Genomic DNA, 23,304 nt, shown 5'->3' on the forward strand with positions numbered 1-23,304 from the left:
TTTGTCTGCTTCCAGTCAGGGAATTTTGAATTCCATCCCTTCACGAGCCAGGAAAGAATCGGGCGATCGCTCCTTCAGTTGCCGTTCCACTTCATCCAGAAAATCATCACTGTGGTTTGGCTCGTGGTGAAAGACCGCCAGATGCTTTACGCCCGCCACTTCCGCCAACTTGACTCCCTCTTGCCAAGTGGAGTGACCCCAACCCACCTTGGACGATCGGGGGTTGTTGTATTCCTCATCGGTGTACATGGCATCGTAAATCAGCACGTCTGCCTCACGAGACAGTTGCACCACGTGCTCATCCATTCGATCGGGCAAATGCTCCGTATCCGTGGCATAGACTACCGTTTTTCCGTTCCAGGTAATCCGGTAGCCCATGGCTCCGTTGGGATGGTTGAGCAGCCCCGTCTCAATTTCAATATCCCCATCCACCACAAACTGATCCCCAGCCGTTAGGTCATAAAAATCGACCTCCGCCTTGATCTGTCCCACGGGAATTGGGGAATGGGGATTCAGAATTCGATCGCAAAAATGATGTTTCAGCGGCTCGCCCGTATTCGTTTGGCACCCGTACACCGTCAGCCGATTGCCCGGCGTGAACAGGGGCGCGAAGAACGGCACACCCTGAATATGATCCCAGTGGTAATGCGTGAAAAACAGAAAAGCATCCAGCGTTTCGCCAGGAGCCATTGACTCAGCCAAAGACCGCAGGCCCGTACCGCCATCAAAAATTAAGCGCCGCCCGCCAACACACAACTCCACGCAGGACGTGTTGCCGCCATACCGCACAGTGGACTTGCCCGGTGCAGGAATGCTGCCTCGCACGCCCCAGAAACGGACTAGAAAATCGGGTGAAAGCGCAATCTCCATATTGCCTACATCAAACAAGACCGGAGCAAGCAGATCCGGATTGGACGGGCTAGGTGATCGCAATTCTCTTAGTGAGTGCAGCACCAAGGCACTGACCCAATCGAGCAACTGAGTATTCTCTAGCCAGGGTTATCGAGCTGCGCGATCGGTTGAAAAGCCTAATCGCTGCGGATCTGAGTTGATCACTAACACTAAGTTGATCACTGAGCTGATCGTGACTGATCGTGCGGATCGAGGGTTTGCTGAGAATGCTTAACGCAAATTGCCCGATGCTATGAGGCAAACTTATGGCCCCAGAACACCTCCTGTTGAGCCTAGCATAGACCGCGAGGATGGGCACTAACTACCTAGTTCCATTCCCGATCGCGCTGTTCCGTGCAAATTATCGGGAGCCGGCCAAAATCTAGCGCATGTTTGCACCAAAGCTCAGATTTTGGCCATCCCACCCTAACCTTCAACCCAAAATTGGCTCGATCGCCAGCATCAAAAAATTCCAGCAATCGAAACAATTGAACCCCAACTTTCTGATCGGGCGCTGGTTCCGTGCTTCTTCTGGCGCTGCAACAAGCCTACGGATTAGCCACCGGTTTGCTGGAGTTGGCTTCCTCCGATACTTCCTGGGTCACCAAAACCGCACAGGGACAATGGTGCAGCACATAGTTACTGACACTACCCATGAATAGCTCACTCAGCGTCGATTGACGACGATGCCCCACCACCACCAAATCCGCTTCCCAGGTGTGGGCAAGCTGACAAATGACCTTACCGGGCGAACCGTGGTTTTGCGACCACTCGGCAGGAATTTGGCGTTCTGCGGCCACGTCGGCCAAAATTTTGAGCTGTTGTAGATTTTGGTCAATATAGGACTGCCAAGCCTCGTGATAGCGCTGCAACAAAGCATCATCAGGCAGAAAAGCCGGCACAAAAAATAAATCGTCGCCGGGGGGCATAGGGGCATTGCCTTCGCCGGGAAACAGCACATGCAGCAACATGACCGACGCGCCTAGTTTTTCAGCCAGGTCAATCCCCTGACGAAAAGGAGCATGGTCAACGGAAGGATCTTCAATGGCAATCAAAATTTTGTGATACATGGCTAGGCTCCTTGAAGGCTGGCTGGGATCAAAAAAGCGGGCCGCGTCAGCCAGAGTTAACGAGGGATCGCTGTAAATCAAAACCGGGGCCGTCCCAGAATGATCAGCGATCGCCGAATTTAGTCATACCAAAAAATAGTTAAGTGCTTGTTAAGTTTCAGGCTGAATTAGAAACCATCTCTAGTGTCTCTGATTCTCAATTCAATGTCTAGAAGTTGCCATATTTATTGATAATTCCATGAGCAGCAAGTTCTATTATTTTGTAGTCAATTAAATTTATCAATAAATTCACCATCTGGGTTATTGTTTATTTTTTGATTAATGAGATGCGTTTTATTTTTTATCTTGGCTATTTTTGAATCCACATTCAAATTCAGATGCGAATCAATATTTTCTACCAGGATATAATTTAAGGCTATAGTCTGGCGAGAATTTTTGACCCCATTGAATTTCTTCTTCAAGAAAAGCTCGGTCTTTTATGAAGATTAATGGCAATTAGAAGCCTCTAAAACAGTAGGGATCAGCAAGAATGATGGAAATCCTTGAGCTGTGAAATAGCCGATCGCCCTCGTGCTATGAGCGAGCTTCTAGGTCGGCTTCCGCTTCCAGGGCGATCGCTTGCAGTTGATCCAACCGTTGGGGATCGGCAGGGATCCACAAACCGCGCTGATGGGCTTCTAGCAAACGCTCTGCCATATCCCGCAGGGCCCAGGGATTTTTCTGGCGCACAAAGTCCTGAACAGTGCGATCGAGCAGATAAGCCTCTGCCACACCGTCATACATGAAGTCTTCGACACAGCGAGCCGTGGCATCGTAGGCAAACAGATAATCGAGGGTAGCGGCCATTTCAAAGGCTCCCTTGTAGCCGTGGCGCATGGCGGAGGCGATCCATTTGGGGTTCACAACGCGCGATCGATACACTCGGGCAATTTCTTCCGCAAGCGATCGGGTGCGGGGGCGATCGGGTTGCGCATGGTCTCCAAAATAGACGGTGGGTTGTTGCCCGGAAATGACGCGCACGGCGGCCGTTAAGCCCCCTTGAAATTGATAGTAATCATCGGAGTCTAAAAGGTCATGCTCGCGGTTATCTTGGTTCTGCAAAACCACTTGCATTTCCCGTAATCGCTGCTCAAAGGCTTCCGGGGCCGATCGCCCGATTGGGGCCGCCAGGCCATTGCTGGGTGCATCGCCGCTGACGGGGCCCGAACGACCCGCGCAACTGTAGGCATAGCTGCTCCAGTTCAGATAGGCCCGGGCCAAGTCCTGGTCGCTTTGCCAGTTTTGAGCCTCAATCAGGCCCTGAAGGCCTGCGCCGTAGGCTCCAGGCTTGGAACCAAAGATGCGGTAGTGGGCGCGGGTGCTGGCCTGCTCCTGGGTCAGGCCGCTGGCTTGCCATTGGGCGGTTTCCTGACGCACACGCTGGGCGATCGGGTTGTCGGCGGCGGCTTCATCCAACGCGGCAACCAGGTAAACCGCCCGATCGAACAGTTCAATTAGGTTGGGAAAGGCATCCCGAAAAAAACCAGAAATTCGCAGGGTCACATCCACCCTGGGCCGCCCGATCGCGGACAGGGGCAACACTTCCACCCCCACCACCCGCCGCGCCGCCCCGTCCCAGCGGGGCCGCACCCCCAACAGCGCCAACGCTTCCGCTAAGTCATCGCCTCCGGTGCGCATGGTGGAAGTGCCCCAAACCGACAGCCCGAGAGTGGTTGGATAATCGCCATTTTCCTGAACATAGCGTTCAATCAGGGTGTCGGCGGCCTTACGCCCCACTTCCCAAGCGCTTTCCGTGGGCAGAGATCGCAAATCCACCGAGTAGAAATTGCGGCCGGTGGGCAACACGTCCGCGCGGCCGCGGCTGGGGGCCCCCGATGGCCCCGGCGGCACAAATTCGCCATTGAGTCCCTGCAAGAGCCGATCGATTTCCTGGGGAGTTTGGCGCAAGGCGGGCAGGAGCCGATCGCGCACCCAAGCCAAAGCCTGATCCGTGTGGGATCCCACGGACGGCCAGGGGCGATCGGCAATGAGGGCCGCCACGGCTTCGCTGGCCTGGGTTTCCAGAACGGCGATCGCGTCTCCCAAGGTGCGGCAGGTGGCTAGGTGGGGCCAGCGATCAACCTCCGGCAACGGATCGCCCCAATCGGCCGTGAGAGGATCGAAGCTCAGTTGCCAATCTTGGGCGATCGCCCGCGTCAGGCCTCCTTGGCCGCCTTGGGCAGAACGGGCGATCGCCACGGTCAAATCACGCAATTGATCGCCCGTGGGACAATGCCCAAAAATATGCAAGCCATCCCGAATTTGGGCTTCCTTCAGTTCGCAAAGATAGCCATCCAGAGCGGCGATCAGATCTTCAATGGCTGATTGGTTTTCGAGAACGATCTGAGCTGAGTTTGATCCCTGAGTTAAGGAATAATTAGCAGCTCCTAGTTTGATTTTGAGATCCCGATCGAGCTGATTATCTTCAATCAGTTTCAATAATTTAGGAGCGATCACCCGAGTTCGCTTGGGATCTAAACTTTGCGCTTCATAATATTCATCAATCAGGCCCTCAATTAAGCTCAAATCGCCATACAGTTCTGCCCTAGTTAACGGTGGGGTTAGGTGATCTAAAATTACCGCTTGGGCCCGTCGTTTGGCTTGCGAGCCTTCACCGGGATCATTCACAATAAATGGATAAAAATGAGGAACTGGCCCAAGGGCAATTTCCGGGAAGCAATTCTCTGAGAGAGCAATGCCTTTTCCGGGCAACCATTCTAAATTGCCATGCTTCCCAAAATGGATGATCGCTTGAGCGGCAAATTGCGATCGCAACCACTCATAAAACGCCAAATATTCATGGGTGGGTTCCAAGTCTGGCGCGTGGTAGTTCAAACTAGGATCCCGATCGTATCCTCGGGCCGGTTGAATGCCCACAAAAACCTTGCCCCATTGCAACCCTGAAATGGGAATCACCGGCTCTTTTTCAATCACCGTTTTGGGAAACCATTGCTCATGATCCGGTTTCGGATTGGCCAGGGATCCCCAGCGTTGATTGATTGCCCTTTGCACCTCGATCGGCAAGGTTTCAAACCAGGTTTGGTAGTTCGTGAATGATAGATATTGACGAATGGATCGCCCTGTCCAGCCCTCAGGATCATTGGTCGTTCCTTGGGTCAGTTGCTGAATGAGTTGGTCACCAGTTTTTGGCAATTGTTCTAAATCACCCAAGTCATAGCCCGATCGCGCCAAAGCCCACAGAAAATCAACACAACTTTGGGGCGTATCCAAGCCAACACCATTGGCCAAGCGCCCATCTCGATTTGGATAATTGGCCAACACAATGGCGATCGGGCGATCGCCAGGAGCCGATCGCCGCAACTGCACCCAATTAGCCGCCAGTTTTGCCACAAAATCCAAGCGATCGGGAATGGGTTCAAGCGCGATCGTTTCTGTTTCTAAATCTCGATCGCGCTGTTGCACCGATTTGCAAGCCACCAGCCGAGTTGCCACCCGACCGTCCACCTCCGGCAGCGCCACCTGCATTGCCATATCTCGAGGGGATAACCCTTGCTGGTTGGTGAGCCATTGATCTTGGGTTCCGCTGCTCAAAATAATTTGCAAAACAGGCACATTTAACCGCTGCCAAAGGGAATGGGGTTGCGCCTGGCCAAGGGTAGATTGGGCCTTGGTGATTGCAAATCCCGTTGAAGCCAATAACAGATCGATCGCCTGAGATTCCAGAGCGGAACCCACTTCTTCCTGAATATCCGAATCTTGCAACGAAGCCACGTAAATGGGCACTGGTTGCAAATTCACCGCCAACAGGGCATGGCATAGTTGATCGATCGCCGCTAAGTTTCCCGCTTGATAATAGGCTCGATAAAATAAAATTCCAACAATTCCAACGGTTCCAATCGGTTTAGAAACTGATGAGCTTTCAAGGGCATTATTTTTAGGATATTGGTAAAGCCCCCAACGTTCGATCGGCTGAGGGTTGGGAGGTTGATATTGCGTTTGAAAATAGGTATCTGATAACTTCAAGAGCGCATTTTGAACATTCTCTACACCACCTTCATTCAAATAGCGCCAAATCTGGTCACACAAACTCAAGGGAGCCGTTGAATGGGAAACCAAGTCAGGATCTGGGCGATCGTCTCCGGGCAAAACCAACAGCCCAATGCCCGATCGCTCAGCTAGATCTCGCACCACCTCTAGCCCGTAGCTCCAATAGGCACGGCCCCCCAACAAGCGCAAAACAATCACCTGCGCTTGCGACAAAACGTCCTCAGCATAGGTATCGATCGTCAGTTGCTGTTGCAGTTGCAAGAGGTTAGTGGCGCGGATGGCTGGAAAATTTTCCGGCAGCGATCGACGGGCGATCGACAGCGTTTGAATATCCGTATCTTTGGCCGTCAAAACAATGATCGGAGCCGGAGTTTGCTCAACAAAAATAACGCCTTCTGTATTCGGTTCCCAGCCACCGGGCAACGCAGCAATCCTATGCATTGGTCTTTTGGTCGTCGTGAGCGCTAGTGGAACAATGAGCAGCGTTTAGACAAGAGCGTTTAGACAAGAGCGTTTAGAAAATTGGGCAACTTAATCCCGTTCGATCGCATCGGCCCTTAAAATTTCAAGGCGATCTTTGATTCGTCTTGCCAAAGACCGATCTTAGTCCTGGGTTCGTTCAATCTTTCATCGATTTAGTTGGAGCCATGGCCGGACATAGTAAATGGGCAAACATTAAGCGCCAAAAGGCCCGGGTGGATGCGGTGCGCGGCAGTGTCTTTACCAAACTGTCGCGGGAGATTATTGTGGCGGCCCGCAGTGGTGCGGATCCTACCGGTAATTTCCAACTGCGAACCGCGATCGACAAGGCCAAGGCGGCCGGCGTGCCCAATGCCAACATCGATCGGGCGATCGCCAAGGGAGCCGGTCGGCTGGCGGGGGAAGGGGCGGAACTGGAAGCCATTCGCTATGAGGGCTATGGCCCCGGTGGCGTGGCCGTACTGATTGAAGCCCTCACGGACAATCGCAACCGCACCGCTGCTGACCTGCGCGTGGCCTTCAGCAAAAACGGCGGTAACCTGGGGGAAACCGGCTGCGTGGGTTGGATGTTTGAAAACAAGGGCGTGGTCACCATCGTGGGCGAGGCGATCGAGGAAGATGCGCTGCTGGAAGCCTCGATCGAGGGGGAAGGAGAATCCTATGATCCCTTCTCTGGCCAAGACCAAAAGGGATTTGACCTCATGGGGTTTGAAGTCAAAACAGCCCCAGATAACTTGGAAAATTTGGAATCGGTGCTGAAGGCGCGTGGCTTTCGGGTGTGGCAATCGGAAACTCGTTGGTTTCCCACCAACACCGTCGCCGTGACCGATCGCGATCAAGCCAAAGCCCTGATCAAAATGATGGACGCGATCGAAGACTTAGACGACGTACAAAGCGTCGCCACCAACTTTGAAATGGCCGACGACCTGATGGCGGAAGTGATGGCTTAGGCGATCGGCCCCACAACCGGGGTGATCGCAGGCGAGCATGGGCGATCGCTCAGGAGTCAGACTAAACCCCATCGCTGACCCGATCGGACTGTTCGATCCACTAGCCTGTAGTCCACTGGCCTGTAGCCCTATAGCCTGTAGTCCTAGTTTTTGAGCCTGTAGTCCTAGTTTTTGGATTGGGACTCTTCCCGAGGGGGCAACGTCGCCAACAGCACCAGGCAGTTTTTGCCATCCACCTGCAACCGATATTCCACCCGATCCATCAGCCGGTTCAAAATCAACCAGCCATAGCCATTTTCCTGCTTGGCTTCCGGCACTGGCGGCAGGTAGTTATCCAAACTGAAGCCCTGGCCGCGATCCCAAATCTCGATCGCCAGCTCCCGATCCTGCACCTCCACCGACATCTCCACCGGCAGGTGGGGGCGATCCTTGTGGGCATGGCGCACCACATTGGAATAGGCCTCCGCCAACACCAGCCGCAGACGGTTCGACTGGCGGGCCCAATCCACTCGATCGCCTAGCTCAATTTCCAGGGAACCGAGTAACCACTGCTCAACAATGGTTAGAAACTTCAAGTTGCTTGGGACTTGGATTTCAGTTCTCATCGGTTTACAGAACCTCCAGCAGCAGTAGGGTCTGGTCGTCTTCTTGCTCGTCGGGCGCAACCTGTTGCAAGGTCGCCAACAAGCGCTTGAGATCAAACGGGCTTCCTTGTTGCTTCAACAGTTCCCACAGGCCCTCCTGTTGCAACATTGAACCGTTCACCAAACTTGTTCCCGGGAGTTGTATGTTCGCCACTGTTGCTTCCGTAATTCCGTCACTAGCCATCAGCAGAGCCTCCCCTGGCTCTAGAGTCTGTTCCCCCCCCGTACCTTTCCACTCCGGCAAGATACCCAGCGGCACTCCCCGAGCCTTGAGATAGGTTGGCTCAATTTCCTTGAGATCGCCACCGGCCAGGACTTTTTCCTGAACCACCTGGGGCGACCAAACCACGGGGTAGACGTGACCCGCGTTGGCATAGCTCAAGCGTCTCGTGCTGGGAGTGTAGCGTGCTAGGGCAATCGTAATGAATCGATTGCTATTAAACAAATTTTCAAACAGGGCCCGATTCAGCCGCCGAATCGCTTCATCTGGCTCCGGAGACTCTGCCCGAGCCAGCTCTTGGCGCAAAACAGAGATCGAACTGGCCATAAATAGGGCCGCCGGAACCCCCTTTCCGGACACATCCCCAACCGCTAACCACACATCCCCCTGAGGATGGATAAAGACTTCAAAAAAGTCGCCCCCCACCTCGCGCGCGGGCTGGCATTCCGCCTGCACACGCACCCCGAGAACTTCTGGCCAATGTTGGCGCAACAAGTCTGCCTGCACTTGCCGCGCCACTTCCAATTCCATGCGGAACTGCTGGGTTTGGGCTTCGGTGCGCTGATACAGACGGGCTTGGGAAAGGGCCAAGGCCGCCTGTTCTGTTAGCTCCGAAATCAGCGCCACTTCATCGGTTTGCCAGCCGGGTTGTCCTTGGCGCACCAGGGACAACAGGGCCAAACATTCCTGTTGATAGACCAAAGGAATGAGCAACTCATCGATGGCTCCCCCTGGGCTGTCGCTGCCATCGGTGTTGACTTGGGTTTGCTGAATGGTCAAGTGCTCCAGGGCCGCTTGCACCGGATCCCGCAATTGCCCGTCTTCATGGGTCAGGCTCCAGTCATCCCGATCGAGTGGGTAGCGCAGGGGTTCTCCTTTGGCTTGCCCCCCTTCCACGGGCTGCAACAAGGCGCAATGGGCGTTCAGGGTGGTGGTGATGGTCTGGGCGATGGTGGGCAACATGCTGTCGTAATTCAGGGATTCCCGAATTGCGCTCATCATGGCGTTAAACAGGGATTCGCGGCGCAGGGCCCGGTTTAACTCGTTCGTGCGGCGCTTAACCACACGATAGGTTTCGGCCGCTTGGTTCACGACGGATTTGAGTTCGTCGGGACTCCAGGGCTTTGTCAGATATCGGAAAACTTTACCGGAGTTGATGGCTCCTACGAGGTCTTCTACGTCGGTGTAGCCGGTCAGAATAATACGGAAGGTTCGATACAACAAATCGAGGTTATCCGGTTCGTCATCAACCACCATCAATTTGAGTTTTGTTTCTGCTCTTGGTGTGGTTTGGACGACTAAGCTCATCGCGTGCTCCACTTGCACTGCTGGACAGGGTTGGCGGGGGTCGTGGGGGTGACCCCAGGGATGGGGATGGGCATCGGGTTAGGTTTTTGCAAACAAGGTTACCCGATCGACAAAGGGGGCTAGAAAGGAGGCTAGTTTTTATTACTTAGCCTTTTCGATTCTGACGACCATGATCCGGTTGATCGCGCCATTCCTGAGTGAGGAATGGGCCGCTTCCAAGCTGGGAAGAGAATTGATCTTCGGGACTGGTGTAGCGATCGATACAAGTGGGCCAAGGCTCACTCGGGACAAGGGGGAATTCCCACGTTCTACCCTAGCCTACCCGATGTGCTGAAACACTGGGCGTGAAATCCTAGACACAAACCAACTGATTCAGCCCATGCCCTGGCCGTTGACGAATCAATGACTAGATGCGCTGGCTGAGCGACTGGCCGAGCAACTGATTAGTTTTTACCCAGTTTTGGCTTGAGGAATCATTGGGCTGGAGAAATCATTGAGTTTTGAATAATCCTGTTCATCAATCCTTCAGTGGCCGAGAAATTTCAGCAGCCCCCAAAGAAAAATACAGAAAAAGTTCAAAAGAAACCCATTGGCATTGATTCGGCTAGATTCTCTCTGCAATTCGCAATTTTGCGGATCGCGATCGGGAATTTTGACCCATTTCAGCATCGTTGGGGCAGATGGGCTTTTTGGTGATGACTTTGAGTTGGGTTGATTCTCGCAGTCGGTGCTTCACAATTCGATCCTCAAGGCTGTGGAAGCTGATGACGGCGAGGCGGCCTTGGGGAGCGAGCCAATTGGGGGCCCGATCGAGCAGGGTTTCCAAAACTGCCAACTCTTGGTTCACCACAATCCGCAGGGCCTGAAAGGTGCGGGTGGCGGGATGGATACGCCCATGGCGATATTTACCGGGCACACAGCGGGCGATCGCGTTGGCCAGCTCGAGGGTGGTTTGGAAAGGCTGCGTTTGCCGCTGTTCCACGATCGCCCGAGCAATCCGCCGAGATAATCGTTCTTCACCATAGGTATAGATCGCGTTGGCCAGGGGCACTTCTTGCCAATGGTTCACCACATCGGCGGCGGATTCCGTGAGCCGATCATCCATGCGCATGTCCAAGGGGCCGTCGTGGCGAAAGCTGAAACCCCGATCGGGCTGGTCAAACTGCATGGAGCTAACGCCCAAGTCTGCCAAAATGCCGTCAAATTGCTGATCGCCGGGGTTGAACTGCGCAAAGTTGCTGCGCACGAAGGTGACGCGATCGCCCCAGGGGGCCAACCGTTCCCGCGCGATCGCCAAGGCGCGATCGTCACAATCGAGGCCCACCACCCGCACCTCTGGATCCGCCGCCAGCAGGGCCGCCGTGTGGCCCCCAGCACCCAGCGTGGCATCCAGGTAGCACCCGCCTGATCGAGGTTGCAAACCCGCAACACATTCGTCTCGGAGCACGGACAAGTGGCCCCAGTCGATCGACTCAGCGGGGAGTACCTCCGCCCCCGATCGGCTCCCATTAATCGATTCATCCAGGCCAGAATCCACAGGGCCAGAATCCACAAGGTCAGACTCCACAGGATCAGACCCCACAGGATCAGACGCAACGGGACTAGGCTCAGGGGCAGAACTTGCGGAACTCATGGCAGCGGCGGTCATAGCAAACATCGACAAAGTGCAACATTGGCGGCCACCGGGCTGAGGCCAAGGGAACCAACGAAGTTCCATTATCCGCCCGGGTGGGAATTCGCCGATCGCGGGTCGATCGCGCCGAGTCAACCGCTGCCGGGCCCAAGTCAAGATTTCCAGACCGATCGACCCTCGGGATCCAAATCAGATCTAGCAAGCCCTTGGTTTCCTCCTCTACAATCAACCCAACCTTTAACGGCGATCCCTACCGTTCCCTTCATCGGATTTGCCGTTAAAGCCATTGTTTAGGAGCAACCATCGTGAGTCCCCAAGCCCTCGCTGATCCCGCCTCGATCGCCCCAGTTGCCTTTTCCACCGAGGCCTTTGACGCAGCCGTCATGAAAACCTACGGCCGCTTTGCGATCGCCCTGGAGCGTGGCGAAGGTAGCCGCGTTTGGGACACCGAGGGCCGCAGCTATTTGGACTTTGTGGCGGGCATTGCCACCTGCACCCTGGGCCATGCCCACCCGGTGATGACCAGCGCCGTGAGCCAGCAGATTCAAAAACTGCACCACGTTTCCAATCTTTACTACATCCCTGAACAAGGGGCGTTGGCGGCCTGGCTGGTGGAACATTCCTGCGCCGATCGGGCGTTTTTCTGTAACTCCGGAGCCGAAGCCAACGAGGGCGCAATCAAACTGGCCCGCAAATATGCCCACACGGTGTTGGGCATCGATGAACCGGTGATCCTCACAGCCCACGCCAGCTTCCACGGGCGCACCCTGGCCACCATCACCGCCACCGGTCAGCCCAAATATCAAAAGAACTTCAGCCCTCTGGTTCCGGGGTTTGAATATATCCCTTACAACGACATTGCAGCCCTGGAAGCGACGATCGCCCGCTTGGAAACCAACGGCCCCCGCGTTGCTGCCATCATGCTGGAAGCACTCCAGGGAGAAGGGGGCGTGCGTCCGGGCGATCGGGCTTATTTCCAACGGGTTCGGGAAATTTGCGACGATCGGGGCATCTTGTTGATTCTTGATGAAGTGCAAGTGGGCGTTGGCCGCACGGGGCAACTGTGGGGCTACGAAAACCTGGGCATTGAGCCGGATATTTTCACTTCCGCCAAGGGTTTGGGCGGCGGCATCCCGATCGGGGCCCTGCTGTGCAAGGCCAAGTGCAATGTGTTTGAACCGGGTGACCACGCCAGCACCTACGGCGGCAATCCCTTTGCCTGTGGGGTGGCGATGGCTGTTTGCCAAACGGTGGGCGCACCGGGCTTTTTGGACAATGTGCGCGATCGGGGCGAGCAATTGCGGGCGGGTCTGAAGGCCCTGGCGGTTCAATATCCCAACTTGATTGCGGAAGTGCGCGGTTGGGGTCTAATCAACGGCCTGGTGCTGAAGGAAGATGCGGGCCTCAGCTCGATCGATCTGGTCAAAACCGCCATGGCCGCCGGTCTGTTGCTGGTGCCGGCCGGGCCGCAGGTGGTGCGATTTGTGCCGCCCCTGATCGTCACTGCCGCCGAAATTGACGAAGCGTTGGCCGCCATCACCCAAGCGATTGCCACCTTGCAAGCAGCCTAGGGCGATCAGGCTGGCTATGCCGAAAGCGCGAATTGCGTCAATTTGATGAGTTGATTTGATTAATCGATTGGATTCAACAGGGCGATCGGGCAACAAGCTTGCTTCGTCCATACCCAATGATCCAAATGATCTAATCTGGCGGGATAGGCATGGCTTATCCCGTTTTTGTTTTTTTGATTGAACGAACCCAGAGCCTGATCAGTAACTCAAGTTGGTGGCTAAGGTGGCTAGAACTGACCGCCAAAATTTGCTACCAAGCCTGTCGCCAAATTTGCCGATGAAATCTGCCAATAAAATTTGCTAACAAGGTGTGGAGGCTCAAGCAACCCCTGACTCAGTGGCCCATCATCCAACAGTCGAAATTCAGCGGTAGCCCCTCGGCCGAGGCCTTTTAGCCGTCGTGATTTGCCTTTGCCAGCAGGCCAGCCCCTCCGCGATCGCATCTTGCAAAAATTCCCATGAAAATCATTAAGAAAATTCTGGCGGGCAGCTTTCTCACCCTGGGCGGCTTCTTTTGGCTGGTCGCTCTTTTGGTTCCGTTGTCGCCCTTGGAACCGGGACAAACCGTTGCCGATCGGGAGCGCGAAAACCAAAGCGCTATTTTGGGATGTGTTGTCTTTGGTGCGCCCTTTGTGGCGGGTGGTGGCTGGCTGCTTTGGGATCTTAAAAAACAACATCAAACACAACAAAAAAATCAAGAGCGCCAACAACAGGAACAGCTACGCCAATGCCTGATGGAATTGTTAGCTGAAGGACAAGGCCAGGTCACCCTATTTGAATTTGCCATGCGATCGGGCTTGGAGGCCGATCGGGCCCGCGCCTATCTCGATCGCATGTCGATTGAATTTGGGGCAGAATATCAAATTGGGCAGCAGGGAGAAACGCGGTACTTTTTCCCGACCAGTCACCATTAATTTCAGAATTAATCTCAGATTTCAGATTCCAGATTTCAGATTCCAGATTTCAGATTCTAGATCTCAAATTATGGTTGGTTATGGGGTGAATTCAAGGCTCCAAAATTAGCCCAATTCCGTTGTGCTTTTTGCTGGTTCTTCAGAGCCTGATTCCTTAGATTAAGCCTTTAGAAGCCTCAGAAATTCAAGATTCCACCCAAAATCAGGTTATGAAACTTCTTGTTCAATCACGTCCTCTTCTGCCAATAGCAATGGGCATTGCCACAATTTTGAGTCTTGCGATCGCCCCGTCTAGTTCAGGGCAATCCCTTGGAGCCAATTGTTTCGGCACGATTCGCGGTAATTCAGCGGTGAATTTGCGATCGGGCCCGGGCACTCAATTCCCGATCGTGGATCGGGTCAATCCGAGCAGTACGGTGATTTTGCTCAACGACGCGAGTGAGCGGTGGGAACCCAATCCCCTGACCCGCACCGATGGCCAGGGCAATCAGTGGCACATGGTCACCAAGTCCCGATCGGGTCAGGGCGAGATCGTGCCGCCTCATCGCCGGGCCTGGATCCGCGAAGACCTGATGAGCATTAGCTGTCCGCCCTAGGGAAGCCAGCGATCGAGCGATTGCACATAGTTAACCACCGTTGCTCCGGCAATTTGTTCGGCGGCTTGGGCAGCGGGGGCACTGGGTTCTTGGCTCGCCGCACCGTTGGATGGAGCTGCGGCGGAATCGGTGGGAACCGAGGGGCGATCGCTCGGCGGCTCCACAAAGGTAACCACAACAATTTTGGGATCGTTGGCGGGGCCCGCAGCCACGGCCCAAGCGCCGATCAGTTGGTCGCTTTGCCGCACCAGGCTGTGGGTGGCCAACCAGCCGATCGCGGCGTTGGGTTGGGGTGGGCGATCGGGAGGCTGGCTCGCCTCGGGGGCGGGGAGGCTGCTGGTGCGCGGTTGCAGGGCCGATCGCAACAATTCCAAGGTGCTGGGCTGCAATCCCAAAAACTCCCGGCTGACCTGGGCCGATCGATCCTTGACCAAATGGGGTTGCACCCGATAACCACCATTCACCGCCACGGCGGCCATCACGGCAATTTGCAGGGGTGAAGCGGCCATTTCGCCCCGGCCCAAGGCCAGATTCACCCCTTCGCCCAAATACCAGCGGGCTTGCACCGATTCCCGTTTCCAAAGGGCTTCCAAGCTGGGGCCCGGATCCTCATCCTCGGCCAGTTCAATGCCCGATCGCTGGCCAAACCCAAACCGACGGGCCCAGGCGATCGTATTGGTGCTATCCAGCCGGAGCGCCACCTGCTCAAAAAATGCATCACTGTCTTGGGTGTCTAACTTGCCCAATGCCTCTCGAAAGTTGAGGGTGACAATGCTCGGCCAGGTGACCTTGGTAAATTCCGCCCAGGGCAACCCACCGGGACGACTGCGGCGATCGATCCGCCACCGTTGATGAAGGGCCATTTGCCCCGACTCCAGCGCCGCCACAGCGGTAATCCACTTGAACAGCGCACCCGGACGAATGACTTTCAGGGCCCGGTTGCCCCCCTGCCCCGGGTTGGGCCATTGGCCGGCCATGGCCAAGACCGCGCCATTGTCTGGATCCAGGGCAACTGCGGCCCCGCTGACTCCGTTAATCAGCCCCTCCAGGGTTTGTTGCAGCGGTAAATCTAGGGTCAGGCGAACCGGCGTGGGTGGTTCCGTGGGCTTGCGGGCCAACACACGCACGGGCAGACCGTTGCGATCGAGTTCCACTTGCTCGCCCCCGGACTGGCCCCGCAGTTGGGCCTCCAGGGCCGCTTCCAAGCCCGATCGCCCAATCAGATCGCCCGATCGGTAATCTTGCAGCGGCTCCAGGCGATCGACCTCCGCCGCGTTCACCTCCCCCACCTTGCCCAAAATGGTCTGGGCGAGCTGTCCATGAGGATAGTCGCGCTCCGCCTCGGGCTGGATTGCCAGGCCGCGCACTTGGGTGGCCAACTCCGCCACCGTGGTCATTTGCGAAGGGGGCAACCCCCGGGCCAAGCGCACCAATACGGGCGATCGCCAACCGGCCTGCTCCAGTCGTGCCAGCAGTTCCGACTCCGGCCGCCCCAACACTCGGGCCAACTCCGGCAAAATGGCCCGCCACTCTTGCGGCGATTGGGCCACGGGCCAAGCCATGGCCGAAATTGAGGGGCGATTATCCACCAACACCCGCCCCGATCGATCCAGCAGGGCAGCCCGGGTTGGCAGGGTTGGCATCAGTCGAATTCGGCTGGCCGCCGCCAATTGTCGATAGCGCTGTCCTTCCACCAGTTGCAGATAGGCCAACCGGCTGCCAATGCCCCCCAACAACACCACGGCCACGATCAAACACCCCAACGGCTGGTAGCGCCGCCCGATCGTCCGTTCCGGCTGCTGATCCAATTTGGGCGAGTTGGGAGGGGGCGATGCGACCATGGAACGATAACAGCCCAGCGCGGGCGCAGCGAAAAGGGCTAATCGGTGAGGGCTAATCGAGGGGATTTAATCAGCTTGCCACAGACTGCTCCCGCAGACCGCCGCCGATGGAGTTCGTCGCAAAACCCGAAATAGTCGGCATAGAATAGGGCAAGATTTGTTCAATTCCCGTTGTCCAGTTCCCGTTGTCCAGTTCCCGTTGTTCAGTTCCCGTTGTTCAGTGACGAAGCTCAAACCTGAGGTTCGATCGCCCATGAACCGCCAGGTTTGAACAACTGCCCTAGAACAACTGCCCTAGAACAACTACCCTGGAACAATTGCCCTGGAACAATTGCCTCGATGGTCTTTCAATCCCCGGCAGCATCACCGGCCATGTCCCAAACCGCAATCCGAGCCAGCCAGGCGATCGAAACCGATACCCAACTGGATGTCGAGTTACGAAAAGTCTTCAAAGTCTATAACGGCGAAACCGCTGTGCGCGGCGTGGATCTCCACATCGGGCGGGGTGAGTTTTTCAGTATTTTGGGTCCCTCCGGTTGCGGCAAAACCACCACCCTGCGCCTCGTGGCTGGCTTTGAGCAACCTTCGGCCGGCGAGGTGCTGGTTAGGGGGCAATCGATGCTGAATGTGCCTCCTTACCAGCGCCCCGTCAACACCGTGTTTCAAAGCTATGCGCTCTTTGGACACATGACCATTTGGGACAATGTGGCCTTTGGTTTGCGGATCAAGCGCTGTGGCAAGGCGGAAACCGAGGAGCGGGTGAATGAGGCCTTGGCCCTGGTGAAGATGGAGAAATTCGCCCGGCGCTATCCCAACCAGCTATCGGGCGGTCAACAACAACGGGTGGCCCTAGCTCGGGCCCTGGTGAACCGACCGGCGGTGTTGCTGTTGGATGAACCCTTGGGCGCGTTGGACTTGAAACTGCGCAAGGAAATGCAGATGGAACTATCCACGCTGCATCGGGAATTGGGGTTGACCTTTGTGATGGTGACCCATGACCAAGAGGAAGCCCTCAGCCTGTCCGATCGGATCGCGGTGATGAATGAAGGGCGCGTGGAACAGGTGGGCAGCCCCAGCGAGATTTATGAGTCGCCGCGCACGCCGTTTGTGGCGGATTTCATTGGGGATACGAATCTGTTTCGAGGCCGGGTGGCGGAGTTCGATCGCACCGGCAGCGCGATCGTGACTGACAGCGGCCTGAAGTTGGTGGCGGCCCCCAGTGGAGATTGGGCGGGCAGCGCGGGTGAGGCGGCGGCCGTGAGCGTGCGCCCCGAAAAAATTCAAGTTAGTCTTTACCCGCCCGACCTGGCGGTGAACTGCTTTGAGGGCTGGTTGCAGAACGTGATGTACCTGGGAACCCATGTGCATTACGTGGTAGAACTGCGATCGGGCGATCGGTTAACGGTCATGCAGGTGAATACCGGCGGCGAATTGCCCGCCCTCAAAACCCCCATTTACGCCTATTGGTCAACGGCCGATGCCCTGGCCATGCCAGCAGCCTAGGGCGAAGGGGGGCTAATCAACCATTCCCCAGGGACTCACTCCCGCAGTCCTGGTTCCCAAAGCATGGCCCAGCCAGCGCTCTACCCAACCTTGCTTTGATCATTCATGGCTTCCGTTGCCCCTTCTCGTCGTGCCCTCTCCCGTCGTGACTTCTTGCGCCGCACTTCGGTGGCGGCCGCTGGCCTGGCCATGACGGGCTGTGGCTGGCGTTTGGCCCAGGTGCGGCCATCGCCGGGCGCAGTCGGGGATCCTTCCAAGCTTTATATCTACACCTGGGCTGGCTACACCGATGAGCTACTGATCGCTCGGTTCCAAAAGGAAACGGGCCTGTCGGTGGTGGTGGATATTTTTGATTCCAATGAGGTGATGTTGGCCAAGCTGCAAGCGGGCGGCGGCAGTCAATACAGCATTATCTATCCCTCCGATTACATGGTGCGGCAGATGCGAGAGCGCAATCTGCTGCGGGAGTTGGATCACGATCGACTGCTGGGGTTGCAGGATTTGTTGGAAACCTACCAAAATCCCAGCTATGACCCCAAAAATGGCCACAGCGTCCCGGCTGCTTGGGGCACAACGGGCTTGATTTACAACCGGCAACGGGTCGATCGCCCGCCAACGGATTGGGAATTTTTGTGGGCTAACCGGGCCCGCCTCCAGCGCCAGGTGACGCTGTTTAATGATCAGCGGGAAACCATGGGCTTGGCCTTGCGCCGGTTGGGCCATTCCTACAACTCCCAGGATCCCGATCAAATTCGCCAGGCCTACGAAGCATTGCGGGAACTGCGACCGGCGATCGCCCAATTCACCACGGATGGTTGGAAAGACCGGATTTTGGCGGGGGACTTAACGATCGCCATGGGCTTTTCCTCTGACGCGATCGAGGCGATCGAGGAAAACGACCAGTTGGGCTATGTGATTCCCGCCAGCGGCTCTTCCCTCTGGACAGACACGATGGCGATCCCGATCAGTGCGCCCAATGTGGAAGCGGCCTATGCTTGGATGAATTTCACGCTACAGCCGGAGGTGGCCGCAGGCATGACCCAACGCCTGAAGTTTGCTACCGCCAGCCGCCGGGCGATCGAACAGTTGCCGCCGGATTTGGTGCAAAATCCCAGCCTGTTCCCGTCTCAATCGGTGCTCGATCGCTGCGAGGGCATTGCTCCCGTGGGCGCGGCCACCTCCCTTTACGATCGCTACTGGACTCAGCTAACCAGCGGCTAGGGCCGAGCAAGCCTTAATGACTGTTAATTGAATGTTAATTGAAGCTGTTCACGCCAACTGCCCAACCCCTTGAACTGTCTTTGCTGATTAGTCCTAACAAGCCCTATGACCCCCGCTAGCCCCGCTAACCCGATCGTTGAGGCTCCCACACCCAAACCCCGCCGTTGGGTTGGCCCCTGGGCGCTGTTGGGGCCGCCGGGACTGTGGCTGTTGCTGCTGTTGGTTTTGCCGGTGCTGGTGATTTTTGAACTCAGCCTGGTTCCCGGCATCAAGCCCGGCGATTTGGTGAACCCCTCAGGGATTGACAACTACCTGACGGTGTTTCAGCCCATCTATCTTCAAGTGATTGGGCGCACCCTGTTCTATGCGATCGGGACAACGGTGGTTTGTTTGCTGCTGGGGTTTCCGGTGGCCTATTGGTTGGCGCTGATGTCGCCCAAGCGGTGGCAAAACCTGCTGTTGGTGGCCTTTACGCTGCCCCTGTGGACTTCTTCGCTGCTGCGTTCCTACGCTTGGATTACGATTTTGCGACCCACGGGCGTGTTGAACTCCCTGTTGGGGTTGGTGGGGCTGCCGGGTCTGGATATTTTGAACCAAACGCCCGCCGTGCTCCTGGGGATGGCCTACAGCTTTTTGCCCTATATGGTGCTGATTCTGTACTCCTCTCTGGAAAAGCTCGATCGCCGATTATTAGAAGCGGCGGCAGATTTGGGGGCCACCCCGATCGAGGCCTTCTGGAAAGTGACCGTTCCCCAAAGCTTGCAGGGCATTGCCGCCGGTTCGCTGCTGGTGCTGATCACCAGTTTGGGCGACTTTGTGAACCCGGAATTGCTCGGTGGGGCCTCCAGCATGACGGCTTCCCGGCTAATCTATAACCAGTTTCTGGGTGCGACCCAAAATTGGGGCTTTGGTTCGGCTTTGAGTATGCTGATGATCCTGGCTGTCAGCTTGGGGATTGCGTTGCTCATTCGCTACGGTGATGGCCGCCCCGCTGCCTAGGGTGTTTGGGGATGCATGATGGTGCAGTGGTTCGTTTGTCTTTGCTTGATTCCCTTTGATTGCTCTTCCCGATCGCCCCATGCTCGATCTCGATCCTGCTTCAACGGATTCCCAGGAGGCCCTCGCAGACGCTATGGCTCGATCGCGTAAGCCTCGCCTGACCTGGCAGGGCGCATTTACCTCGGTCATGTTCTTCCTGATGTACCTGCCGATTCTGGTACTGACGGTCTATAGCTTCAATCAGTCGCCCTACAGCGCCGGTTGGACAGGGTTCACCCTGGAGTGGTATGCCAAGCTGCTGCGGGATGGGCGAATTTTGGGAGCCTTGCAAACCAGTCTTGCGGTGGGTTTGGGGGCTGTTTTGGTGTCGGCGGTGTTGGGAACCACGATGGCCGTTGGCCTGGCCCGCTATCGATTTTGGGGCAAGGGGCTATATCTAGGCATGTCCTATTTGCCCTTGATCGTGCCGGATATTGCGATCGCGGTGGCCACGTTGGTGTTCTTGGCGGCGCTGACGATTCCCCTCAGCTTTTGGACGATCGTGGCGGCTCATATTGTCTTCTGCTTGGCCTATATTGCCCTGGCGGTTTCCACTCGCTTGGCGGATCTCAATCCCTATTTGGAAGAAGCGGCCCAAGATTTGGGCGCAACGCCGGTTCAATCCTTCTTTCAGGTGTTGTTGCCGCAACTGGTGCCGGGAATTATGTCGGGCTGTTTGTTGGCCTTTGTCCTCAGCTTGGACGATTTTTTGATTGCCAGTTTCACGGCCGGTGGCGGTGCAACAACACTCCCGATGGAAATTTTCAGCCGGATTCGCACGGGGGTTAAGCCGGATGTGAATGCCTTGAGTGTGCTGTTGCTGTTGGGTTCCGGGGCGATCGCCTTTGCGGCTGAATGGCTCCGTTTCCAAAGCGAGAAAAAGCCCTCTTAGGGGATGCTTGAAAAGCCAAAACGGCTACCTTGCGGGTCTCACCAACCGACAAAGACAAGGGGCTTAGGCCCCTTGCCCCCCACGATCCGCTAACGGCAGAATCGGGGTTTCAGGCGATTTGACGACAGACCCTAAGTCCCTTGCCCCCAAGACCCCTAGTGCTTTAGCTTTCAGCCGATTTTTCACAATCTCTCGATTCCGGGAGGAGCCACCACCGTCGTCTGGCAACTGAGAAAAGAATGAGATCCATTCAACCGCTGCCGATCGAGGTGGTGAATTTAATTGCGGCGGGGGAGGTGATTGACTCTCCGGCGGCGGTGGTGCGCGAGTTGGTGGACAACGCGATCGATGCGGGAGCCACGCGGTTGGCCCTGTCCCTTTGGCTCGATCGGGGCCAAATTCGGCTCACAGACAACGGCTGCGGCATGAGCCGAGCGGATTTGTTACGGGCGGCCGCTCCCCACAGCACGAGCAAAATTCACGATCGCCCCGATTTGTTCAACATCCGCAGCCTGGGATTTCGGGGAGAAGCATTGCACAGCTTGGCCCAACTGAGCCGCCTGAGCCTCAGCAGCCGGCCGGTTGGCGGGGAGGGTTGGCGAGCAGTTTATGATGCCACAGGCCAGGCTGTGAGCTGTGAAGCGGCCCCGATCGCGCCGGGAACCATTGTCTTGGTAGAGGATTTGTTCGAGGCTTGGCCGTCACGGCGCGATAGTTTGCCGTCTTTGGCTCAACAGTTGCGATCAATCCAGCAGGTGATTCAGCAAGCGGCCCTTTGCCATCCCGCCGTGGCCTGGACGGTTTATCGCAACGATCGGCTCTGGTTTGCCCTGTCGCCGGGCGATTCTGCCCGTCACCTGTTGCCCCAAATCTTGAAACCAGTGAGATCGGCAGATTTGCGGGAAGTGCAGTGGGTGGCCGCCTTGCCCAGCGACCAGGAAGGAGCCGCCCAAATCACCGTCATCTTGGGTCTGCCCGATCGCGTCCATCGGGCCCGCCCTGACTGGGTGCGGATTGCCGTGAACGGGCGAATGGCGGAAGTGCCGGAACTGGAAAACACGATTTTTGCGACCTTGGGGCGCACCCTGCCGCGCGGCCGCCACCCGATCGTCTTGGTGCATCTCCGGTTGCCACCCCAGTGCATTGACTGGAACCGCACCCCCGACAAACACAAGCTTTATCTCCAGCCGATCGACCATTGGCAAGCCCAGGTACAGGCGGCGCTTCAACAGGCCCTTTCCTTTCGCGAGGCGATCGACGAACCCCAAACCAACACCTACGCGATCGGGCGAACGGCCCAGCTCATTCGGGCCGCCGAAGGGCGATCGACCTATCGTGTGCGCACCGCCGCCGATCCCAACGCCTCTCCGGATGATCCCCAAGCCCTGGGGCAGCCCCGATCGCCCGAACCACTTGACGATCCCTTGGGGGGACAACTGCGGGCGATCGCCCAAGTTCACAACACCTACATTGTGGCGGAGCATCCCGGCGGTCTATGGCTGGTGGAGCAGCACATTGCCCATGAGCGGGTCTTGTTTGAATATTTGCGCGATCGTTGGCAAATTTCCGCCCTGAAGCAACCGATCGTCCTGAATGAGCTGAGCGAGGCGGAACGGGAGGGGCTGGTGGGCTTGGGGATTGAAATCGAACCCTTTGGCGATCGCTGCTGGATTGTGCGCAGTGCTCCGGATCCCTTACTCGATCGCCCTGACTTGGCCGCCGCCTTGGGGGAGCTGGCCCACAGCAACAACCTGGAAGCAGCCCAAGTGGCCGTCGCCTGCCGCACCGCCATTCGTAACGGCACGCCCCTGACGCTTGTGGAAATGCAAGATTTGCTCGATCGATGGCAACGCACCCACAATCCTCGCACCTGTCCCCATGGGCGACCGATTTATTTACCCCTCGATGAATCGAGTTTGGCGCGTTTTTTTCGTCGCCATTGGGTCATTGGCAAAAGTCACGGCATTTAGCCCTCAATTACTCCCATTATTTCGGTAGTAATCCTGTAAATCAATCCGCAAATCATTCCCTCAGTTACCCCTCAAAAAGCGATTCAGCACAATTTTTCAGCTCAAGGAGTTTCAAGATCAACGTTAGAATAGAAAAATCTTCCGAAAGCGCCCATTTTAGCAACCCTTAATGATTTTCATTAGTTCCCTAAAACCAGAAGTGTTGAATCTAAACACAAAACTTCATATTCTAGGCAACAAGAGTTTCTGGCAGTAAATCATAGCTCCAATGACTGATTGAGCCATAGCGACCGAGTACAACTTGCAAATATCGCAATTTATCTAGTAGCGTCTGACTATAGAATTGCGGCAATTCTATTAACTGCAAGATGGCATAAGCAATTAAGACCATGTAGATCTGTATTGCTACGCCATTTTGATTTTTCGTAATGAGCTGATCTAATTTTAAATGCATCTTTAAGAACTTCCATAGCAACTCAATCTGCCAGCGCTTTCGATACAGTTCTCCAATCTCT

The 23,304-nt window shown here is 56.1% G+C and carries 18 protein-coding genes; 9 read left to right on the forward strand and 9 right to left on the reverse strand.

Annotated elements, in window-relative coordinates; all coding sequences use genetic code 11:
- Positions 1–15: 15 nt before the first annotated feature.
- The 3 genes from H6F46_RS15945 to cobN all read right to left on the reverse strand — a co-directional run bounded on the left by H6F46_RS15945 (position 16) and on the right by cobN (position 6,449).
- The gene (locus H6F46_RS15945) at positions 16–870 is read right to left on the reverse strand and encodes an MBL fold metallo-hydrolase (protein ID WP_099532753.1); all 855 of its coding nucleotides are present in this window, start codon (positions 868–870) and stop codon (positions 16–18) included.
- 569 nt (positions 871–1,439) lie between these two features.
- The gene (locus H6F46_RS15950; RefSeq protein WP_190355668.1) at positions 1,440–1,961 is read right to left on the reverse strand and encodes a universal stress protein; all 522 of its coding nucleotides are present in this window, start codon (positions 1,959–1,961) and stop codon (positions 1,440–1,442) included.
- Positions 1,962–2,534: 573 nt separating this feature from the next.
- A complete protein-coding gene (cobN, locus tag H6F46_RS15955; RefSeq protein WP_190355669.1) occupies positions 2,535–6,449 on the reverse strand; it encodes a cobaltochelatase subunit CobN in 3,915 nt (1,304 codons plus the stop codon).
- Positions 6,450–6,655: 206 nt separating this feature from the next.
- On the opposite strand from cobN, the gene H6F46_RS15960 reads away from it, so the two are divergent.
- A complete protein-coding gene (locus H6F46_RS15960) occupies positions 6,656–7,438 on the forward strand; it encodes a YebC/PmpR family DNA-binding transcriptional regulator (RefSeq protein ID WP_190355670.1) in 783 nt (260 codons plus the stop codon).
- A 164-nt stretch (positions 7,439–7,602) separates the two neighbouring features.
- On the opposite strand, the gene H6F46_RS15965 is transcribed toward H6F46_RS15960, so the two are convergent.
- The 4 genes from H6F46_RS15965 to H6F46_RS15980 form a co-directional block, all read right to left on the reverse strand.
- On the reverse strand, positions 7,603–8,043 hold the full coding sequence (locus H6F46_RS15965) for an anti-sigma regulatory factor (protein WP_099534557.1): 441 nt from the start codon (positions 8,041–8,043) through the stop codon (positions 7,603–7,605).
- 4 nt (positions 8,044–8,047) lie between these two features.
- Positions 8,048–9,610 (reverse strand): SpoIIE family protein phosphatase, encoded by a 1,563-nt coding sequence (locus H6F46_RS15970; RefSeq protein ID WP_190355671.1) that lies wholly within the window; start codon positions 9,608–9,610, stop codon positions 8,048–8,050.
- A gap of 604 nt (positions 9,611–10,214) precedes the next feature.
- Positions 10,215–11,123, reverse strand: a complete 909-nt coding sequence (gene rsmH, locus H6F46_RS15975; RefSeq protein WP_347278346.1) for a 16S rRNA (cytosine(1402)-N(4))-methyltransferase RsmH — start codon at positions 11,121–11,123, stop codon at positions 10,215–10,217.
- A gap of 94 nt (positions 11,124–11,217) precedes the next feature.
- Positions 11,218–11,445, reverse strand: a complete 228-nt coding sequence (locus H6F46_RS15980; RefSeq protein WP_190355673.1) for a hypothetical protein — start codon at positions 11,443–11,445, stop codon at positions 11,218–11,220.
- 103 nt (positions 11,446–11,548) lie between these two features.
- On the opposite strand from H6F46_RS15980, the gene H6F46_RS15985 reads away from it, so the two are divergent.
- The 3 genes from H6F46_RS15985 to H6F46_RS15995 all read left to right on the forward strand — a co-directional run bounded on the left by H6F46_RS15985 (position 11,549) and on the right by H6F46_RS15995 (position 14,324).
- Entirely contained in the window at positions 11,549–12,814 is a 1,266-nt protein-coding gene (locus tag H6F46_RS15985) for an aspartate aminotransferase family protein (RefSeq protein WP_347278344.1), read from the forward strand.
- Positions 12,815–13,272: 458 nt separating this feature from the next.
- A complete protein-coding gene (locus tag H6F46_RS15990) occupies positions 13,273–13,728 on the forward strand; it encodes a hypothetical protein (protein WP_099534553.1) in 456 nt (151 codons plus the stop codon).
- A 251-nt stretch (positions 13,729–13,979) separates the two neighbouring features.
- Positions 13,980–14,324, forward strand: coding sequence for an SH3 domain-containing protein (locus H6F46_RS15995; protein ID WP_190355674.1), 345 nt, complete (start codon positions 13,980–13,982; stop codon positions 14,322–14,324).
- On the opposite strand, the gene H6F46_RS16000 is transcribed toward H6F46_RS15995, so the two are convergent.
- Positions 14,321–16,165: a penicillin-binding transpeptidase domain-containing protein gene (locus H6F46_RS16000; RefSeq protein ID WP_190355675.1), complete on the reverse strand. Its 1,845-nt coding sequence runs from the start codon at positions 16,163–16,165 to the stop codon at positions 14,321–14,323. The genes H6F46_RS15995 and H6F46_RS16000 overlap by 4 nt on opposite strands.
- A gap of 372 nt (positions 16,166–16,537) precedes the next feature.
- Here H6F46_RS16000 and H6F46_RS16005 point away from each other — a divergent pair, with 372 nt between their 5' ends.
- From H6F46_RS16005 to mutL, 5 genes are all read left to right on the forward strand, one after another.
- Entirely contained in the window at positions 16,538–17,668 is a 1,131-nt protein-coding gene (locus H6F46_RS16005; protein ID WP_099534550.1) for an ABC transporter ATP-binding protein, read from the forward strand.
- Between the two features lie 105 nt (positions 17,669–17,773).
- Positions 17,774–18,889, forward strand: coding sequence for a spermidine/putrescine ABC transporter substrate-binding protein (locus H6F46_RS16010; RefSeq protein WP_099534549.1), 1,116 nt, complete (start codon positions 17,774–17,776; stop codon positions 18,887–18,889).
- A gap of 105 nt (positions 18,890–18,994) precedes the next feature.
- Entirely contained in the window at positions 18,995–19,888 is an 894-nt protein-coding gene (locus H6F46_RS16015; RefSeq protein WP_190355677.1) for an ABC transporter permease, read from the forward strand.
- Positions 19,889–20,021: 133 nt separating this feature from the next.
- On the forward strand, positions 20,022–20,819 hold the full coding sequence (locus H6F46_RS16020) for an ABC transporter permease (protein WP_234407040.1): 798 nt from the start codon (positions 20,022–20,024) through the stop codon (positions 20,817–20,819).
- Between the two features lie 239 nt (positions 20,820–21,058).
- On the forward strand, positions 21,059–22,789 hold the full coding sequence (mutL, locus tag H6F46_RS16025; RefSeq protein ID WP_190355678.1) for a DNA mismatch repair endonuclease MutL: 1,731 nt from the start codon (positions 21,059–21,061) through the stop codon (positions 22,787–22,789).
- Between the two features lie 229 nt (positions 22,790–23,018).
- On the opposite strand, the gene H6F46_RS16030 is transcribed toward mutL, so the two are convergent.
- On the reverse strand, positions 23,019–23,304 hold a 286-nt coding region (locus H6F46_RS16030; RefSeq protein ID WP_242027764.1), incomplete at its 5' end, for a transposase.

The organism is Limnothrix sp. FACHB-1083 (assembly GCF_014696485.1).
Taxonomy (GTDB): Bacteria; Cyanobacteriota; Cyanobacteriia; order CACIAM-69d; family CACIAM-69d; genus CACIAM-69d.

What these genes read in the sequence shown, in the direction of transcription:
- H6F46_RS15945 (WP_099532753.1), bottom strand. Translation starts at nt 870, where the DNA reads ATGGAGATTGCGCTTTCACCCGATTTTCTAGTCCGTTTCTGGGGCGTG.
- H6F46_RS15950 (WP_190355668.1), bottom strand. Translation starts at nt 1,961, where the DNA reads ATGTATCACAAAATTTTGATTGCCATTGAAGATCCTTCCGTTGACCAT.
- cobN (WP_190355669.1), bottom strand. Translation starts at nt 6,449, where the DNA reads ATGCATAGGATTGCTGCGTTGCCCGGTGGCTGGGAACCGAATACAGAA.
- H6F46_RS15960 (WP_190355670.1), top strand. Translation starts at nt 6,656, where the DNA reads ATGGCCGGACATAGTAAATGGGCAAACATTAAGCGCCAAAAGGCCCGG.
- H6F46_RS15965 (WP_099534557.1), bottom strand. Translation starts at nt 8,043, where the DNA reads ATGAGAACTGAAATCCAAGTCCCAAGCAACTTGAAGTTTCTAACCATT.
- H6F46_RS15970 (WP_190355671.1), bottom strand. Translation starts at nt 9,610, where the DNA reads ATGAGCTTAGTCGTCCAAACCACACCAAGAGCAGAAACAAAACTCAAA.
- H6F46_RS15990 (WP_099534553.1), top strand. Translation starts at nt 13,273, where the DNA reads ATGAAAATCATTAAGAAAATTCTGGCGGGCAGCTTTCTCACCCTGGGC.
- H6F46_RS15995 (WP_190355674.1), top strand. Translation starts at nt 13,980, where the DNA reads ATGGGCATTGCCACAATTTTGAGTCTTGCGATCGCCCCGTCTAGTTCA.
- H6F46_RS16000 (WP_190355675.1), bottom strand. Translation starts at nt 16,165, where the DNA reads ATGGTCGCATCGCCCCCTCCCAACTCGCCCAAATTGGATCAGCAGCCG.
- H6F46_RS16005 (WP_099534550.1), top strand. Translation starts at nt 16,538, where the DNA reads ATGTCCCAAACCGCAATCCGAGCCAGCCAGGCGATCGAAACCGATACC.
- H6F46_RS16010 (WP_099534549.1), top strand. Translation starts at nt 17,774, where the DNA reads ATGGCTTCCGTTGCCCCTTCTCGTCGTGCCCTCTCCCGTCGTGACTTC.
- H6F46_RS16015 (WP_190355677.1), top strand. Translation starts at nt 18,995, where the DNA reads ATGACCCCCGCTAGCCCCGCTAACCCGATCGTTGAGGCTCCCACACCC.
- H6F46_RS16020 (WP_234407040.1), top strand. Translation starts at nt 20,022, where the DNA reads ATGGCTCGATCGCGTAAGCCTCGCCTGACCTGGCAGGGCGCATTTACC.
- mutL (WP_190355678.1), top strand. Translation starts at nt 21,059, where the DNA reads ATGAGATCCATTCAACCGCTGCCGATCGAGGTGGTGAATTTAATTGCG.